At 36.4% G+C, this 14,344-nt stretch carries 12 protein-coding genes; 7 read left to right on the top strand and 5 right to left on the bottom strand.

What is annotated here, in order from left to right; translation table 11 throughout:
- Window positions 1–55: 55 nt before the first annotated feature.
- From GS03_RS09425 to GS03_RS09405, 5 genes are all read left to right on the top strand, one after another.
- Window positions 56–1,072, top strand: coding sequence for a quinone-dependent dihydroorotate dehydrogenase (locus GS03_RS09425; RefSeq protein WP_136152292.1), 1,017 nt, complete (start codon window positions 56–58; stop codon window positions 1,070–1,072).
- 116 nt (window positions 1,073–1,188) lie between these two features.
- Complete coding sequence (locus tag GS03_RS09420; RefSeq protein ID WP_136152291.1) at window positions 1,189–2,055, top strand: beta/alpha barrel domain-containing protein; 867 nt, start codon at window positions 1,189–1,191, stop codon at window positions 2,053–2,055.
- Window positions 2,056–2,165: 110 nt separating this feature from the next.
- A complete protein-coding gene (gene guaB, locus GS03_RS09415) occupies window positions 2,166–3,638 on the top strand; it encodes an IMP dehydrogenase (RefSeq protein WP_136152290.1) in 1,473 nt (490 codons plus the stop codon).
- A 267-nt stretch (window positions 3,639–3,905) separates the two neighbouring features.
- Complete coding sequence (locus GS03_RS09410; protein ID WP_136152289.1) at window positions 3,906–5,231, top strand: ammonium transporter; 1,326 nt, start codon at window positions 3,906–3,908, stop codon at window positions 5,229–5,231.
- 136 nt (window positions 5,232–5,367) lie between these two features.
- The gene (locus tag GS03_RS09405) at window positions 5,368–6,438 is read left to right on the top strand and encodes an outer membrane beta-barrel protein (protein ID WP_136152288.1); all 1,071 of its coding nucleotides are present in this window, start codon (window positions 5,368–5,370) and stop codon (window positions 6,436–6,438) included.
- 63 nt (window positions 6,439–6,501) lie between these two features.
- Here GS03_RS09405 and purB read toward each other — a convergent pair whose 3' ends face one another.
- Window positions 6,502–7,845: an adenylosuccinate lyase gene (purB, locus tag GS03_RS09400; RefSeq protein ID WP_136152287.1), complete on the bottom strand. Its 1,344-nt coding sequence runs from the start codon at window positions 7,843–7,845 to the stop codon at window positions 6,502–6,504.
- Window positions 7,846–7,917: 72 nt separating this feature from the next.
- Window positions 7,918–8,610 (bottom strand): SIR2 family NAD-dependent protein deacylase, encoded by a 693-nt coding sequence (locus GS03_RS09395; protein ID WP_136152286.1) that lies wholly within the window; start codon window positions 8,608–8,610, stop codon window positions 7,918–7,920.
- A gap of 59 nt (window positions 8,611–8,669) precedes the next feature.
- Here GS03_RS09395 and GS03_RS09390 point away from each other — a divergent pair, with 59 nt between their 5' ends.
- Together GS03_RS09390 and GS03_RS09385 are read left to right on the top strand one after the other, a co-directional pair.
- The gene (locus tag GS03_RS09390; protein ID WP_136152285.1) at window positions 8,670–9,947 is read left to right on the top strand and encodes a hypothetical protein; all 1,278 of its coding nucleotides are present in this window, start codon (window positions 8,670–8,672) and stop codon (window positions 9,945–9,947) included.
- A gap of 23 nt (window positions 9,948–9,970) precedes the next feature.
- Complete coding sequence (locus tag GS03_RS09385; protein WP_136152284.1) at window positions 9,971–10,636, top strand: TrmH family RNA methyltransferase; 666 nt, start codon at window positions 9,971–9,973, stop codon at window positions 10,634–10,636.
- A gap of 108 nt (window positions 10,637–10,744) precedes the next feature.
- On the opposite strand, the gene GS03_RS09380 is transcribed toward GS03_RS09385, so the two are convergent.
- The 3 genes from GS03_RS09380 to GS03_RS09370 form a co-directional block, all read right to left on the bottom strand.
- Window positions 10,745–11,512: a carboxypeptidase-like regulatory domain-containing protein gene (locus GS03_RS09380; protein ID WP_136152283.1), complete on the bottom strand. Its 768-nt coding sequence runs from the start codon at window positions 11,510–11,512 to the stop codon at window positions 10,745–10,747.
- A 177-nt stretch (window positions 11,513–11,689) separates the two neighbouring features.
- Window positions 11,690–13,639, bottom strand: a complete 1,950-nt coding sequence (locus GS03_RS09375) for a DEAD/DEAH box helicase (RefSeq protein ID WP_136152282.1) — start codon at window positions 13,637–13,639, stop codon at window positions 11,690–11,692.
- Window positions 13,640–13,770: 131 nt separating this feature from the next.
- The gene (locus GS03_RS09370) at window positions 13,771–14,340 is read right to left on the bottom strand and encodes a non-canonical purine NTP diphosphatase (protein WP_136152281.1); all 570 of its coding nucleotides are present in this window, start codon (window positions 14,338–14,340) and stop codon (window positions 13,771–13,773) included.
- Window positions 14,341–14,344 lie beyond the last annotated feature (4 nt).

Raw genomic sequence — 14,344 nt, 5'->3', positions numbered from 1 at the left:
AAATAACCGAATTACCAAATAACCGAATTATCTTTGCGTAACAACAACACTACTCATGTACAAACTACTTATTCGTCCCATTTTATTTTGGTTTGACCCGGAAGAAGTCCATTATTTTTCCTTTAGTTTTATCAGATTTATTTCCAAAATTCCTTTTGTTTCCAGTATTCTAAAGTCAATTTATGACGTAAATGATACTCGTTTGGAACGCGAAGTTTTTGGCTTGAAATTTAAAAATCCAGTAGGCTTGGCTGCCGGATTTGATAAGGATGCCAAATGTTTTCAGGAATTATCCAACTTTGGTTTTGGCTTTATCGAAATCGGAACCTTAACTCCAAAACCGCAGGACGGAAATCCAAAGAAACGTTTATTTCGCTTAAAGCAAGACAGCGCTATCATCAACCGAATGGGTTTTAATAATGGCGGCGTTGATGCGGCAGTCTTGAGATTGAAAAAAAATAAAGATGTTTTAATTGGTGGAAACATTGGTAAAAACAAAATCACAGCTAACGAAGATGCGACTTCTGATTATCTGATTTGCTTTGAAACTTTGTTTGATTATGTCGATTATTTCGTGGTGAATGTGAGTTCACCAAACACACCAAACCTTCGCGAACTTCAGGAGAAAGAGCCTTTGACAAAACTTTTGCAGACATTACAGAATGAAAATGATAAAAAGCCTAAGGCTAAACCAATTCTTTTGAAAATAGCACCTGATTTAACTGATGAACAATTATTGGATATTATCGATATTGTAAACGAAACCAAAATATCAGGCGTGATTGCAACCAATACAACCATCTCAAGAGAAGGTTTACAATCAGAAAATAAAACAGAAACTGGCGGATTATCTGGTAAACCATTAACCAAACGCTCTACTGAAGTCATTCGTTTTCTTTCAGAGAAAAGCAATAAAGCGTTTCCAATCATTGGCGTGGGCGGAATTCATACTGCTGAAGATGCTTTAGAAAAACTGGAAGCCGGGGCAAGTTTAGTACAATTGTATACCGGGTTTATTTATGAAGGTCCAAAATTGGTTTCCGATATCAACAAAGCAATATTAAGGAACTGAGGCACTAAGGTGCTATGGCTCTAAGAAAGTAAAAGCTTTAGTGCCTTCGAACCTTAATTTTTTAGCAACTCTTTAAAAAAAAACTTAGTACCTTAGCGCCTCAGCACCTCAGTACCTTGAAAGAAAAAATCAAAATCATAGAATGTCCACGAGATGCCATGCAAGGGATCAAAGACTTTATTCCTACTCAGAAGAAGGTTGATTACATTCAGTCGTTGCTTCGGGTTGGTTTTGATACAATTGATTTTGGAAGTTTTGTTTCTCCTAAGGCGATTCCGCAAATGCAGGATACAGCTGAAGTTTTAGCCCAATTAGATTTATCACAAACGCAAAGCAAACTGCTTGCTATTATCGCCAATACACAAGGCGCACAAATAGCTTCAACACATAAGGAGATTCAATATTTAGGTTTTCCCTTTTCGATTTCAGAGAACTTTCAGATGCGTAATACACACAAGACCATAGCCGAAAGTCTTATAACACTTCAGGAAATTTTAGATATTGCGGATGCTTCCAACAAAGAAGTTGTTACTTATATATCTATGGGATTTGGAAATCCGTATGGTGATCCCTGGAATGTTGAGATTGTTGGCGAATGGACAGAAAAACTGGCGAATATGGGCGTTAAAATTCTTTCGCTCTCGGATACTGTTGGAAGTTCAACGCCTGATGTGATTACTTATTTGTTTTCGAATCTGATTCCGAAATATCCTCACATCGAATTTGGTGCACACTTGCATACAACTCCGGACAAATGGCACGAAAAAGTTGATGCCGCATACAAAGCCGGCTGTGTCCGTTTTGATGGAGCCATTCAGGGTTTTGGCGGTTGCCCAATGGCAAAGGATGATTTAACCGGTAATATGCCAACCGAGAAACTCCTATCCTATTTCACTACACAAAAAGCAAATACCAATACAAGTCCAATGAGTTTTGAAAGCGCTTACAATGAAGCGACAAAGATTTTTACATCTTATCATTAAGTCAATTATGAGTTATATTTTTTAACCTAACCTTAACTCATAACTTATCACTTATAATTCATAATTATTACTTACATTTGCATGCAATTTAACTACAACTACAAATTGCAATGAAAGCACACACAACAAAAATCGTTGGAGAAGGTCTTACTTACGACGATGTACTGCTCATCCCAAATTATTCCGAAGTTTTACCACGTGAAGTTAGTATTCAATCGAAGTTTTCGAGAAATATTACTTTGAATGTTCCTATTGTTTCTGCAGCTATGGATACCGTTACCGAAAGTTCTATGGCGATTGCTATGGCTCAGGAAGGCGGCATTGGCGTACTGCACAAAAACATGACGATTGAACAGCAGGCAGCTAAAGTCAGAAAAGTAAAACGTGCTGAAGCCGGAATGATTATCGATCCGGTTACCTTACCATTGACAGCTACCGTTGGCGATGCTAAGATGGCTATGAAAGAATTTGGCATTGGCGGAATTCCGGTTGTAGATGAAAACGGAATCTTAAAAGGAATTGCAACCAACAGGGATTTGCGTTTCGAAAAAATAAATTCCCGTTCTATATTAGAAGTAATGACTTCTGAAAATCTGGTAACAGCTGCAGAAGGAACAACTTTGCAGGAAGCCGAAGGAATCCTTCAGAAAAACAAAATAGAAAAACTTCCTGTAGTTGATGACAACTTCAAACTTATAGGATTAATTACTTTTAGAGATATAACCAAACTGACTCAAAAACCAATTGCTAACAAAGATAGATTTGGTCGTCTTAGAGTTGCAGCTGCATTAGGTGTAACTGCTGATGCTTTGGAAAGAGCAACTGCTTTGGTAAACGCCGGAGTTGATGCTGTCATTATTGATACCGCTCACGGACATACGCAAGGTGTTGTTTCTGTTTTAAAAGAAGTCAAAGCCAAGTTTCCAAACCTTGATGTGGTTGTTGGCAACATCGCTACTCCTGAAGCAGCATTATATCTGGTTCAAAATGGTGCTGATGCTGTGAAAGTTGGAATTGGACCTGGTTCTATTTGCACAACACGAGTGGTGGCCGGAGTTGGATTCCCGCAGTTCTCAGCAGTTTTAGAAGTTGCTGCAGCATTAAGAGGAACCGGAGTTCCTGTAATTGCCGATGGTGGAATTCGATATACCGGTGATATTCCAAAAGCGATTGCAGCTGGTGCAGATAGTGTAATGTTAGGTTCACTTTTAGCCGGAACAAAAGAATCTCCGGGAGAAACTATAATATTTGAAGGAAGAAAATTCAAATCCTATCGCGGTATGGGTTCTGTAGAAGCGATGCAGGAAGGTTCAAAAGACCGTTATTTCCAGGATGTCGAAGACGATATCAAAAAATTAGTTCCGGAAGGAATTGTTGGCCGGGTTCCATACAAAGGCGAATTAAACGAAAGCATGCAGCAATTTGTTGGCGGGCTTCGTGCCGGAATGGGTTACTGTGGTGCAAAAGATATTCCAACGCTACAGGAAACCGGACGCTTTGTTAGAATCACCACAAGTGGCATTGGTGAAAGCCATCCGCATAATGTAACCATTACTAAAGAAGCTCCGAATTATTCGAGATAACTCTTAAAATTTTAAAACTTAAAATAGTATTAGGTATCAGATTAATTTCTGATACCTTTTTTATTATTAATTATTTAAGAAAAATATGGTTTTTAAAAAAGTGGGTTATTAAATTCTAAAAATATTTTATTTTATATGCATACCCTATAATTTTTAGGGTTAAATTTAATAATTTAATAAAAATTAACTTTTTATATATAAATATTTGGGGGTTACAATAATTTATTAATAGTTTTAGCAAATAATTAACATTAAAAAACCATATTTATGAGAAAAATTATTTTAAGTGTAATTCTGATTACAATTTTAGTACTATCTGTTTTTTCAATTTATTTATTTCCAGAAGGGACAACATTAGGTGCTCACGTAGTTAATCTAAAATTAGATACTGGAGATACTGCTTGGATGCTTTGCGCAACAGGACTTGTGTTGTTAATGACCCCAGGACTTGGTTTCTTTTATGGAGGAATGGTTGGTAAGAAAAATGTAATTAGTACAGTACTACAAAGCTTTATAGCTATGGTAATTGTAACTGTACTTTGGGTTGTAGTTGGATTTGGACTGTGTTTTGGACCTTCAATTGGAGGTTTTATTGGAGACCCTTCCCATAACTTGTTTTTCCAAGGAGTAAGTGCTAATACAGCATGGGAATTAGCTCCAACGATTCCTTTTATATTGTTTGCTTTGTTTCAAGCAAAATTTGCTATCATAACACCTGCGTTAATAACAGGAGCTTTTGCAGAACGCGTTCGTTTCTGGGCATATATGTTATTTATGGTTTTATTCATATTATTTATTTATTCTCCATTATGCCACATGACTTGGCATCCTGATGGAATCTTTTTTGGATGGGGAGTATTAGATTTTGCCGGAGGAACTGTAGTACATATGAGTGCCGGCTGGGCTGCTCTTGCAGGAGCTATGTTTTTAGGAAAAAGGAAAGCGCAAAAAGCAAATCCTGCTCGTATAACTTATGTTTTATTAGGAACTGGCTTATTGTGGTTCGGTTGGTTTGGTTTCAATGCAGGTTCTGCTGTTGGATCTGGAAGCCTTGCTGCTCAAGCTCTTGGAACAACTACTGTAGCTGCTGCCGCTGCCGCAATGGGTTGGGTATTCCTTGATAAAATATTGGGACACAAACTTTCTGCAATGGGAGCTTGTATCGGTGCTGTTGTTGGATTGGTAGCCATTACTCCTGCTGCAGGTTTTGTGTCAATTCCTTCTGCACTTGCTATTGGTTTTATAGCTAGTATTGTAAGTAACCTTGTGGTTAGTAAATTTCCAAAAGGTAAAATCGATGATGCATTAGATGTATTTGCTTGTCACGGTGTTGGCGGAATGGTTGGTATGCTTTTGACTGGTGTATTTGCCTCAAAATCTGTTAATGCAATTGTTGGTGACAATCAAGGTTTAATATATGGTGATGCTACTTTGTTTTTTACACAATTGAAAGCTTTAGTACTAGTTTCAATATTTGCCTTTGTGGTTTCCTATGCTTTATTCTTTATCGTTAATAAAATAACACCTTTACGTGTAAGCGAAGAAAAAGAAGAATTAGGACTGGACATCACACAACACGGTGAATTCCTCTAAATAAATTATTTAAAATCACACTTATTTACTGAAAATATTTTCAACAACATCTTTTTGCCCCAGATGTTGTTGATGGTATTTTCTATTGTCTAAATCTTAAAAAAATCATTACTAATTAACTTTTAAAAAACAACACATGAAAACAACTACAACAATTTTAAAGAAGAACTTTTTTCAAATAGCCGGTTTTTGCCTATTGGCGATATATGCCGCAAATGCACAAGAAGGCACAACAATTTTACCTGGAACTACTTTCGCTGGGTCAGCCGATTTCTATTATAAATATGACTTTGCAGAAGTAGATAACAGCTATACCAGTTTTACACATTCTCACGATTCCTATGAAATTGGAATGGCTTCAATTGAAGCTTCTCATAAATTAGGAAAGGCCTCTGTATTTGTTGATTTAGGTTTTGGCTCAAGAGCAAGTGAATTTACATACAACGACGCAGCCACTACTTTTATGATTAAACAAATGTATGTCACCTATGATTTCACACCTAGTTTTAAAGTAACAGCCGGTAGTTTTGGAACTCACATCGGATACGAATTATTAGACGCCGTTGATAATAAAAACTACAGTATGTCTTATGCTTTTACAAACGGGCCATTTTTCAACACAGGAGTTAAAGCGCAATATACCTCTGGAAAGTATAGCTTTATGGCCGGAATTACTAACCCAACTGATTTTAAAACTGCTGGTGAGGCGGGATCAAAAAATAAAACTTTTATTGGTCAAATTGGTTATGTTGCAGACAAAGGTAGTGCTTACTTTAATTTCACTTCTGGAAGTGCAAATCCTGCATCAGATAAAAACAAAACCCAATTTGATTTGGTTGCCAGTAGAAAGTTAAATGCTAAATTGACTTTGGGCTTTAATGGTACTTATGCTATGGTTGAGGATGACATTGATAGTGATCTTGATGCTAACTGGTTTTCACTTGTAGGCTATCTAAACTATACCTTAAAAGGCAAATGGAGTTTGGCCTATAGATTAGAGTATTTTGATGACAAAGATGGGGCTATTTATGGAGCAATGCCAAGCATAATAGGCAATACACTTTCTTTTAATTATAAAGAAGGGAACTTTACTTTTATTCCGGAAATCAGATTTGATTCATCATCAGAAGATATTTTCAGCAAGAAAGATGGTACTGCAACAGGTTCTTCTGCTTTTATTTTATTAGCAACAACCTATTCTTTTTAATACAATAACTAAAACAACACAAAATTATAAAGGCATAAGTTTAATTACTTATGCCTTTATTTATTAAATTCCGGTATAATTGCTTGGAGTGATTTGAAGCAATTCAGCTTTAATTGAATCTGAAACTTCTAATGTTCCTATAAAATCGTGGATCGCTTTTTTATCAATAACTGAATTAGTTCTGGTCAACCCTTTCAAAGCCTCATACGGATTTGGATACCCTTCTCTTCTTAAAATGGTTTGAATAGCTTCGGCAACAACTGCCCAGTTTTTTTCTAAATCTTCAGCAAATTTTGATTCATTTAATAACAATTTATTCAATCCTTTCAAAGCAGCGTCAAAAGCTATCAACGTATGTCCCATCGGAACACCGATGTTTCTTAAAACCGTGCTGTCAGTCAAGTCACGCTGCAATCTTGAAATTGGCAGTTTGGCCGAAAGATGCTCAAAAATAGCATTGGCAATACCTAAGTTTCCTTCGGAGTTTTCGAAATCAATTGGGTTTACTTTATGTGGCATGGCTGATGAACCAATTTCACCTGCTTTGATTTTTTGTTTGAAATACTCCATCGAAACATACGTCCAGATGTCTCTGTCTAAGTCAATGACAATATTGTTTATTCTTTTTAGCGCATCAAAAAAAGCTGCAAAGTGGTCGTAATGCTCTATTTGTGTGGTTGGAAAAGAATGTTGCAATCCGAGTGTATCTTCCACGAAAGTGGTACCAAATTGTTTCCAGTCTACATTTGGATAGGCTACATGATGCGCATTAAAATTCCCGGTAGCACCACCAAACTTAGCGGCAAACGGAATATTAAACAACAAACGCATCTGCTCTTCCAAACGTTCTACAAAAACTAAAATCTCTTTTCCTAAGCGTGTTGGAGAAGCTGGCTGTCCATGTGTTCTGGCCAACATTGGAATGTCGTTCCACTCCATCGCCAGTTCTTTTAGTTTTGCTACCAATGCAATTAATGACTTCAAATACACTTCCTGAAAAGCTTCTTTTGTAGATAAAGGAATCGCTGTATTGTTTATGTCTTGTGAGGTTAAACCAAAATGAATAAACTCTTTGTATTGTGACAATCCTAAGGCTTCAAATTTTTCTTTAATGAAATATTCTACCGCTTTTACATCGTGGTTAGTGATTTTTTCAGTGTCTTTTATCCATTGCGCATCTTCGGCAGTAAAGTTTTTATAGAGATTACGCAGACTATCAAAAACGCTTGGGTTTACTCCTTTTAGCTGTGGTAAATTAGCTTCGCATAAGGCTATAAAATATTCAACTTCAACTAAAACTCTGTATTTTATTAGAGCTTCTTCAGAAAAATAATTGGAAAGTGATTTGGTTTTACTTCTATATCTTCCGTCAATAGGAGAAACGGCGTTTAATGGTGTTAGTGACATGTGTTGTGTTGTTGTTTTGTGATGCAAAAATAAGGATTAGTTGTAAGTTATGAGTTATGAGTTATGAGTTTTTTACTTTAAATTCGATAACTTTTCTCTTAATAACGGAACGCCATCAGTAGCATTCATAGCAATAACTTCTAACGGATTTTGCAAATTATTGATGCTTGCCGGTCTTGGGTCAATATAAAAAACCTTGGTATTTGAATTCGCATAATGCATCAAACTTGCTGCCGGATAAACTTGAAGTGATGTGCCAATAACAGCTACATAGTCCGCTTGTTCTGTGATATTTACAGCTTCTTCTAAAGCAGAAACCATTTCGCCAAACCAAACAATATGTGGCCTCAATTGATGGCCTTTATCATCAACATCGCCAAGAACCAAATCATGTTTCCAATCTAAAATATAGTCTTCATTTTTGGTACTTCGTACTTTTAATAATTCGCCATGCAAATGCAAAACTTTTGAACTTCCGGCTTGTTCGTGGAGATTGTCTACATTCTGCGTGATAATATGGACATCAAAATCTTTTTCCAATTCAGCTAACACTATATGCCCTTGATTTGGCTTAACTTCCTGCAATTGTCTTCGGCGTTGGTTATAGAAATCTAAAACCAATTCCTTGTTTCGATGCCAACCTTCGGGCGAAGCGACATCCATAACATTATGACCTTCCCAAAGTCCGTCAGCATCACGGAATGTTTTGAGACCGCTTTCTGCAGAAATCCCGGCACCGGTTAAAACGACTAGCTTCTTTTTCATACAAAATATTTTTTGCTTAAAATTACACTATTTTACTACTTTTACCAAAACCATAATTTATGAAACATATCAAAAAAATATTCTTTCGGTTTTTCTTTCTTTATTTTTTTCTGACCATTACACCTTGGTTTTGGCTTACATATGTACCGGGCTTAAACTACGTAACGGATTTTTACACCAAAGGAATACAGTGGATTGTTTTCAAATGCAATGATTGGTTTTTGCATGTGAAGCCAAAATTAAATACTGAAGGCTATGGAAGCGGAGACACTTCTTATGCTTGGGCTGAGTTTTATACTTTCATTATACTTTCGCTGGTAATTGCGATTATTTGGACAATTTTAAATAAAAAAGAAAAAGAATCCAGATCACTCGAATATTGGCTGCACAATTTAATTCGGTACAACCTTATCATGGTTGCTTTCAGTTATGGAATTATCAAGTTGTTTGGATTACAGATGCCCTTTCCAAACCTAAGCCAGTTGGCAACACCTTTGGGTGAGTTTCTGCCAATGCGATTTAGTTGGATGTTTATTGGTTACTCTCAGCCTTACCAATTCTTTTCAGGCTTGATGGAAGTTATTGTTGGACTTTTATTGCTTTACAGAAGAACCATTCCACTTGGACTGATTGTTGGTCTTGGAGTCTTTGTCAATGTGTTTGCGATGAATATGTGCTATGATATTCCGGTTAAATTGTATTCGATGCAGATTGTTATCTGCTGTTTCTTTTTATTGGCAATTGACAGCAGAAAGTACCTTAATTTCTTTATCCTCAATAAGCCGACGATTCCGACAACAGGTTATAATTATCACTTTACCAAAAGATGGCAACGAGTTGGACGCATCGTTTTAAAAACTGCATTTATAGTGCTTGTTGTTGGTTTAAACATATACGAATGCATAGACTGGTATGGACAAATGCACAAAGAGGAAACTAGCATTATACCACAAGGAGTTTACAACATTAAGACATTTAAAAAGAATAATCAGCTTATTGCTATTGACGCTACTGATACTTTAGCATGGAAAGATTTCATATTTGACAAAGGAAAATTGGGCAGCATCAAAACAGCCGACACTACTTTTTGGAACAAATACGGAAGAGCCTATTTTGTTTACGAAACAGATAAGTCCAAACAAATGATAAACTTTAAAGAAGGAATGTCAGACAGCGTACCTTTGTTTGGGATGAAGTATAAATTTATCAATAAAAAAATACTTCAATTAGAAGGAGTGTTTAAAAAAGATACTTTGTTCTATGAACTTGTTAAACATGATAAAAAATTCCCGTTAGCAGAAAGACAGTTTCACTGGATATCAGAAGCAAATAGATAACTTCTTATCAAAATACTATTACCATGATTGACCTAGATTACCTCACCTATCTCGAAGGATTTTTAACTGACAACCGTAAAGAACGCTTTGAAACTGTGTTGGCAAACAGAACCAATCATTTTACCATTGCGGTAGAAGATGTATTTCAGTTTCACAATACGAGTGCGGTGATGCGCAGTTGCGAAGTTTTTGGAATCCAGGAAATTAATATAGTGGAGCAGCGTTTTGGTAAAAACATCGATAAAGAAATTGCTATGGGCGCACAAAAATGGGTCGATATCAATAAGTTTGAAAACATTTCTAATTGCATTCAAACACTAAAAAAAAAAGGTTATCAAATCATAGCTACTACTCCGCATAACGATTCGTGCTTGCTGCATGAATTTGATGTAACCAAAAAGAGCGCTTTATTTTTTGGTACCGAAAAAGAAGGATTATCAGAAGAAGTAATGAATCAGGCAGATGGTTATTTAAAAATTCCAATGGTTGGTTTTACGGAAAGTCTGAATATATCCGTTTCGGCAGCTATTATTATTCAGGATATCACCACTCGCCTGCGCCAATCTGATGTAAACTGGCAGCTTACAGAAGAAGAATTGCTTGAAAAGCGCTTGCTTTGGGCAAAAAATACTATTAAGGATATTAAGCGGATTGAAGCGAGGTATTATGAGAATAGACCACTTCGTTGAAAGAAGAAAGAAGAAAGAAAAAAGAAGCGTCCTGATTAAATCGGGACGCTTCTTTTTTAGCCATTATACATCTTTCTTCTTGCAGAGAAGCTGTCTTTATTCTTTTATCTATTTCTTCTTCAACACTTTGTATTGCTCATAGCATTCGCTGATGGCATCCATAATTTGCAAATCGTTTGCAGTTTTGATAAACTCTTCCGAGTAGCTGCAACGCGTTAAGATTTCTGCAATTTCTTTTTTATCAATACCAAGAAGCACACCAAGCGTTTCCCTGTCAAACTTAGATTCTAACAGATTTCTAACGGTATCGTCCTTTTTCATCTGTTTGAGTTTCTTGAGCTCATTGGACTTCTTACCAAAGAAATTATACAGCATATCCGCGGGGTTGAAAATAGAACCTAAAACTCTCGTAAAAGCTCCGGGCGAAGTATCTCCTGTTTCATATCCTTGTGGCAAACCTGAAATACTGTAACGGTAATTTTCTTTTTCGGGAATAAGCTTTGAATCGATTTCAAGATAACCTGTTAAGTCATATTTTTTGACAATAACTTCTTCCAAAGCAATAGCTTTTTCAGTCAGCAATAATTTGGCCGTACCATTTTTAAGCCAGTCATTGGTTACCCTTACTCTCAATGATTGATAACCCAGCAAAGCGATGTGCAGCGTATCATTAACACTTACTTCCAATTCAAAGTAACCTTTAACATCAGTAGTAACGCCTTTTACTTTGTTTATATTAATAACGTTTACATTGGAAATTGGCAATAATGTATTATCGTTGACAATTGTTCCTGTAACTTTTTGCGATATCGGATTGACTTGCGCGATGGCACTTGAAGAAAATATAAAGAAAAGTAAAATTGTAAAATATCTCATAGCTTATTTTGATGGTTTAAAAGTATGAAACTCTTTTAAGAAATGGTAACGTTTAATGGCAGAATTAGAACAAAATTAACAAAATCAGGTGTTCGCCTAAAAAAACTCCGTTTTCACCTCAATAATTGAGTAAAAACGGAGTTATAATAATTTCCTTTTCAGGAATAAAGTTAAGCTTTAGCTTTTTCTTGGTCTTCTGCTTTTAGCAGCTTCAAATGAACGACCTGCTGGTCTGTCATTGTTTTCAGAAGAACGTCTTGGCGCTCTTTCTTCTCTTTGAAAAGAACCTGGCGCTCTTTTTGGAGCTGCGCTATCACGATTGAAACCACCTTCTCTTCTTGGTTTGTCAGAACGTTCACCTCTTGGAGCATCGTTTCTGTCGCTTCTGAATCCGCCTTCTTTTCTCGGGCCGAAACTTCCACCACCAGAACTTCTTCTTTCTCCACCAGAATTTCTATCACCTCTGAAACCACCAGAACTTCTTCCGTTATGGTCACGTCTTTCACGGCTTCCACCGTCGTTTTTAGAAATCTCAACGTTGATACGTCTTCCATTCATATCAAATCCGTTAAGAATTGACATTACTTTTTCAGTATGTTCACCATCAGTATTAAAGAAAGAGAAACCTTCTTTTACATCCACTTTAAATACGTCATCACGACCTAAATCAAGTGTTTCTTTTAAGAAATCTTTCAATTGCATCCAATCGAAATCGTCTCTTGAACCAATGTTTACGAAATAACGAACTGGATCTCCGGCTCTGATTTCTCTCGGCTCTGAACTTCTTTCGCTTCTTTCTCCACCTTCACCAGATATGTCGCGTTTCTTTTTGTAGTAAGCGATAAATCGGTTGAATTCAACAGAAACCATTTTCTTGATTAGTTCCTCTTTTGATAAACCATCAAGAACTTCGTTGATTGCCGGTAAATAGTTGTCTATTTCGTGGTCAACTTCGGTATCCTTAATTTTATTAGCTAAGTGCAATAATTGGATTTCACAGATTTCAATTCCACTTGGAATTGTTTTTTCCTGGAATTTTTGTTGGATGATTCTTTCGATTGAAGAAATCTTGCGCAACTCACTTTTAGTGATGATTACGATAGAAGTTCCTAATTTACCGGCTCTTCCTGTTCTTCCTGAACGGTGATTGTAAGTTTCAATTTCGTCAGGCAATTGATAGTTTACTACGTGTGTAATATTATCAACGTCAATTCCACGTGCCGCAACGTCAGTTGCAACAAGCATTTGAATTTGACGGCCACGGAAAGATTTCATTACACCATCACGTTGCGCCTGAGATAAATCTCCGTGCAATGCCGCGGCACTGTATCCATCTTCGATTAACTTTTCAGCAACCGCTTGTGTATCACGTTTTGTTCTACAAAAAACTACTGAGAAGATGTCCGGATTCGCATCAGCCAATCTTTTCAAAGCTTCGTAACGGTCACGTGCATTCACACAGTAAAATTCGTGTGACACTGTAGCCGAACCTGAGTTTTTATGTCCAACTGTAATTTCAGCCGGTTCATGCATGAATTTCTTAGCAATACGCGCTACTTCCGCAGGCATTGTTGCCGAGAATAACCAAGTGTTTTTTTCGTCCGGAGTATCAGATAAGATCGAAACGATATCATCATAAAAACCCATGTTTAACATCTCATCTGCTTCGTCAAGAATACAGAAATTAATGTTTTTAATGTTCACAAGACCACGATTAATCATGTCCTGCATTCTACCCGGAGTTGCCACAATTACTTGTGCTCCGCGTTTAATCTCTCTGGCTTGTTCTGTAATGCTTGCACCACCATAAACTGCCACTGTATGTAAACCTTTTACATATTTTGAGTATTGTTTAATCTCGTTGGTGATTTGTAAGCAAAGCTCACGCGTTGGGGATAAAATTAACGCTTGAGTACTTCTGTCTTCGGCATCAATTTTTTGAATTAGTGGAAAACCAAAAGCTGCCGTTTTCCCTGTTCCTGTTTGTGCTAAAGCTACTAAGTCTGTGTTTTGTTCCAATAAAACCGGAATAGCCTTTTCCTGCACTTCTGACGGATTCTCAAATCCTAGATCTTTGATCGCCAGCAGTAACGACTCATTCAGACCTAATTGTTCAAATTTATTCATATTGTATTTTAAATTGGGTGCAAAGGTAGGTTTTAATAACCATAAAAACTAATTTGTTATTTATTGATAATTAATTAGTTACGATTTGATAAAGTTGAAAGGGATAAGAGAAAAGGGATAAGCAATAAGATTTACTTGAGAAACTCAACCAATTTTTTGACAGCTAAACCACGATGACTGATAGTTGACTTCTCCTCTATCGTCAACTCGGCAAAGGTTTTATCATAACCATCGGCAACAAAAATTGGATCGTAACCAAAGCCATTGGTTCCATTTTTTTCTTCAATGATTTTTCCTTTGATAATGCCTGTAAAAAGGGTTTGTTTTCCGTTAAGGTTTAAAGTAATAACTGTTTTGAATTGGGCAGATCTATTGGATTTATTTTTTAAATTCAATAACAATTTATCCATATTATCATTGGCATCTTTTTGTTCACCTGCATAACGAGCCGAATAAACACCAGGTTCACCGTTCAAAGCTTCGACTTCCAAACCAGTATCATCTGCAAAGCAATTGTAACCAAACTTTTGGGTAACATAATTCGCTTTGAGAATAGCGTTACCTTCAATTGTATCAGCAGTTTCTGGAATTTCTTCAATGCAACCTATATCTTCCAAACTCAGAATTTGAATAGATTGCGGAAGTAACAATTGAATTTCTTTGATTTTATTTTTGTTATTGGAAGCAAAGACGAGTTGCATGGAA

This window comes from Flavobacterium sangjuense, assembly GCF_004797125.1.
GTDB classification, from domain to species: domain Bacteria; phylum Bacteroidota; class Bacteroidia; order Flavobacteriales; family Flavobacteriaceae; genus Flavobacterium; species Flavobacterium sangjuense.
Note: the sequence above shows the minus strand (reverse complement) of the source record. Positions and strands in the feature narration are given on the sequence as shown.

Coding starts and splice junctions, on each gene's coding strand:
- GS03_RS09425 (WP_136152292.1), top strand. CDS start 56: ATGTACAAACTACTTATTCGTCCCATTTTATTTTGGTTTGACCCGGAA.
- guaB (WP_136152290.1), top strand. CDS start 2,166: ATGAAAGCACACACAACAAAAATCGTTGGAGAAGGTCTTACTTACGAC.
- GS03_RS09410 (WP_136152289.1), top strand. CDS start 3,906: ATGAGAAAAATTATTTTAAGTGTAATTCTGATTACAATTTTAGTACTA.
- GS03_RS09405 (WP_136152288.1), top strand. CDS start 5,368: ATGAAAACAACTACAACAATTTTAAAGAAGAACTTTTTTCAAATAGCC.
- purB (WP_136152287.1), bottom strand. CDS start 7,845: ATGTCACTAACACCATTAAACGCCGTTTCTCCTATTGACGGAAGATAT.
- GS03_RS09395 (WP_136152286.1), bottom strand. CDS start 8,610: ATGAAAAAGAAGCTAGTCGTTTTAACCGGTGCCGGGATTTCTGCAGAA.
- GS03_RS09390 (WP_136152285.1), top strand. CDS start 8,670: ATGAAACATATCAAAAAAATATTCTTTCGGTTTTTCTTTCTTTATTTT.
- GS03_RS09385 (WP_136152284.1), top strand. CDS start 9,971: ATGATTGACCTAGATTACCTCACCTATCTCGAAGGATTTTTAACTGAC.
- GS03_RS09380 (WP_136152283.1), bottom strand. CDS start 11,512: ATGAGATATTTTACAATTTTACTTTTCTTTATATTTTCTTCAAGTGCC.
- GS03_RS09375 (WP_136152282.1), bottom strand. CDS start 13,639: ATGAATAAATTTGAACAATTAGGTCTGAATGAGTCGTTACTGCTGGCG.
- GS03_RS09370 (WP_136152281.1), bottom strand. CDS start 14,340: ATGCAACTCGTCTTTGCTTCCAATAACAAAAATAAAATCAAAGAAATT.